The sequence below is a fragment of the Streptomyces sparsus genome (genome assembly GCF_054776295.1).
Map to the genome: position 1 here is coordinate 1 of NZ_BAAHCA010000588.1, position 3,127 is coordinate 3,127.

Annotated in this window: 3 protein-coding genes; all 3 read right to left on the minus strand. The window is 71.7% G+C overall.

Features of this window, described 5'->3' with window-relative positions; all coding sequences use genetic code 11:
* Positions 1-101 precede the first annotated feature (101 nt).
* On the minus strand, positions 102-1,196 hold the full coding sequence (gene murG / locus ACYVE9_RS20640; protein WP_461029376.1) for an undecaprenyldiphospho-muramoylpentapeptide beta-N-acetylglucosaminyltransferase: 1,095 nt from the start codon (positions 1,194-1,196) through the stop codon (positions 102-104).
* 6 nt (positions 1,197-1,202) lie between these two features.
* Positions 1,203-2,561 carry a putative lipid II flippase FtsW gene (ftsW, locus tag ACYVE9_RS20645; protein ID WP_461029377.1) on the minus strand — a complete coding sequence of 453 codons (1,359 nt, stop codon included), beginning with the start codon at positions 2,559-2,561 and terminating at the stop codon, positions 1,203-1,205.
* 58 nt (positions 2,562-2,619) lie between these two features.
* The coding region (locus tag ACYVE9_RS20650) for a glutamate ligase domain-containing protein (RefSeq protein ID WP_461029378.1) at positions 2,620-3,127 on the minus strand (508 nt) is incomplete at its 5' end.

A 3,127-nucleotide genomic window follows, 5' to 3' on the forward strand; every position in this document is an offset into this window, starting at 1 on the left:
GGTGTCCCGCGCACCGCCGCGGCCGACCCGGTCCTCGGCGGTGGTCGTCCCTGAAGCTGCCGCGCCCACGCTGTCCCGCTTCCTTCGGCCCGCCCGCCGGTTCAGCCCTGCCGGCGGGCCGCGATCGCTTCCCTCACGATGCCGACGAGCAGTTCGTCGGCGTCCGGACGGCCGAACTCGGCCGCGGCGCGTGCCATGTCGTACAGCCGGTGCGCGTCGGTGAGGACCGGCAGGACGTGTGCCTGGATCCACTCCGGCGTCAGCTCCGCGTCGTCGACGAGCAGTCCGCCGCCCGCCTTCACCACCGGCTGGGCGTTGAGCCGCTGTTCGCCGTTGCCGATGGGCAGCGGGACGTAGGCGGCCGGCAGTCCGACGGCGGAGAGTTCGGCGACGGTCATCGCACCGGCACGGCAGAGCATCATGTCCGCCGCGGCGTAGGCGAGGTCCATCCGGTCCAGATACGGTACCGGTAGATAGGGCGGCATTCCCGGCATGTTGTCCGTTTGCGGCAATTCGTTCTTGGGGCCGACCGCGTGCAGGATCTGCACCCCCGAACGCTGGAGCGTCGGCGCGACGGCCTGCACGACCTCGTTGAGCCGCCGGGCGCCCTGCGAACCACCGGACACCAGCAGCGTCGGCAGGTTGGCGTCGAGTCCGAACGCCGCCCGCGCCTCGGCGCGCACCGCGGACCGGTCGAGCGTGGCGATGGAGCGGCGCAACGGGATGCCGACGTACCGGGCGTGGCGCAGCTTGCTGTCCGGTGTGGACACAGCGACGTGCCGGGTGTAGCGCGAGCCGATCTTGTTCGCCAGTCCGGGCCGGGCGTTGGCCTCGTGGACCACGATCGGCACCCCGAGGCGCTTGGCCGCCAGGTAGGCGGGCAGCGCGACGTAACCTCCGAAGCCCACCACACAGTCGGCCTTGGTGCGTTCGAGGATCTGCTCGGTCGCCTTGATCGTGCCGCGCAGCCGGCCGGGCACCGTGATCAGCTCGGGTGTGGGCTTGCGCGGCAGTGGAACGGCCGGAATCAGTTCCAGGGAGTAGCCCCGTTCCGGGACCAGCCTGGTCTCCAGGCCCCGTTCCGTGCCGAGTGCTGTGATCCCCACGGACGGGTCCTGCCTGCGCAGGGCGTCCGCGAGGGCGAGCGCGGGCTCGATGTGGCCGGCGGTCCCCCCACCGGCGAGTACGACATGCACCGAATTTCACCGCTCTCCGGACGGCCGCCTTCTGACGGGCCGTCTCATCGTCTTACGTCTCACCCCAGCCAGCGTCTTGCGGACACCAGGCTGCCGCATGGCCAGTGCCGCGCGTGCGGCGGGGTCGTTGCGCGCGAAGGCGATCAGCAACCCGATGGCGAACATCGTCGGCAGCAGGGCGGAACCCCCGTAGGAGAACAGCGGAAGGGGGACACCGGCGATGGGCAGCAGCCCGAGTACGGCACCGATGTTGATGATCACCTGGGTCATGATCCAGGCGGTCACCCCTCCCGCGGCGTACCTGACGAAGGGGTCCTCCGTGCGTCCGGCCACGCGGATACCCGCATAGCCTAGAGCCGCGAAGAGGGTGACGACCGACAGCGTGCCCGCCAGGCCCAGTTCCTCACCCGTGATGGCGAAGATGAAGTCCGTGTGGGGCTCGGGCAGTTCGCCCCATTTCTCCACACTGGCGCCCAGCCCGGAACCGAACCAGCCGCCGGAGGCGAGTGCGTAGATCCCGTGCAGGGCCTGCCAGCACTGGTCGTTAACGCCGGGTTCGGTCGCGCCCAGGCAGGCGAGCCGGCTCATCCGGTGCGGGCTGGTGAGGATGAAGACGGCGCCGGTCACCGCCGTCACCGCCAGCGCCGAGACGAACAGCCGGACGGGGGCGCCGGCGAGCCACAGCAGGCCGAAGAGGATCCCGACGAGGATCATCACGGTGCCCATGTCGCCGCCGGCCATGACCAGTGCGCAGACCACCAGCACGCCCGGCACGAGCGGGACCAGCAGGTGCTTCCACTGGGTCAGCAGCCGCTTGTCGCCCTTGCGGGCGAGCAGGTCGGCACCCCAGACCAGCATCGACAGCTTGGCGAACTCGCTCGGCTGGAGCAGGAACGGGCCGCCGATCTTGATCCAGTTGGTGCTGCCGTTGACCTCGACGCCGACGCCGGGGACCTGGACCAGCAGCAGCAGGAACAGCGAGACGGCCAGCATCGGATAGGACAGCGCCCGCAGCAGCTTCAGCGGGATCCGGGAGGCGATCAGCAGCAGGATCGTGCCGAGCGCCGCCGCGACGAGCTGCTTGCGGAAGTAGTACGTGGCGGGCAGGTCGTAGCGCAGCGCCTGGATCTGGGAGGACGAGAAGACCATCACCAGGCCCAGCAGCGTGATCAGCAGGCTGCCCCCGAGAATGAGGTAGTAGGCCGTCAGCGGGCGGTCCCAGGCCCGTCTCACCTGCTCGTAGAGCCTGCGCACGCCTTCCGTCGGCGGTGTGGAGGCGGGTGGGCGGCGGGAGCCGCCGGAGGATCGCGGACGCGGCTCACGCACCGCACGCGCCCGCTGGCTGAGCCGGTTGTCCGCCGTCATCTGCTCCCGTCCCCTTGCTCGCCACCGCGCCCGCGACCCCGGGACGGGGGCCGCCGGGTCACTCCTCGTCGGCCGCCCGTCCGGCCGCCAACTCGTGCACGGCGGCGGCGAACGCCTCGCCGCGCCGCCCGTAGTGGGTGAACATGTCCATCGAGGCGCAGGCCGGGGCCATCAGCACGGTGTCGCCGGGGCGGGCCAGTTCGGCCGCGGCGCGAACCGCCGCGGCCATCGCCCCAGTGTCCGTCCGGTCCAGGTCGACGACCGGCACATCCGGGGCGTGTCGGGTCAGTGCTTCGCGGATCAGCGCGCGGTCGGCGCCCAGCAGCACCACCCCGCGCAGCCGGGCCGCGGAGGCCGCCACCAGTTCGTCGAAGGTGGCGCCCTTCGCCAGGCCGCCGGCGATCCACACGATCGGGTCGTAGGCGGCCAGCGACGCCTGCGCGGCGTGCGTGTTGGTGGCCTTGGAGTCGTTGACCCAGGTGACGCCGGCCATCTCGGCCACCCGCGCGATGCGGTGGGCGTCCGGCTGGAAGGACCGCAGGCCGTCCCGCACGGCGTGCGCCGGC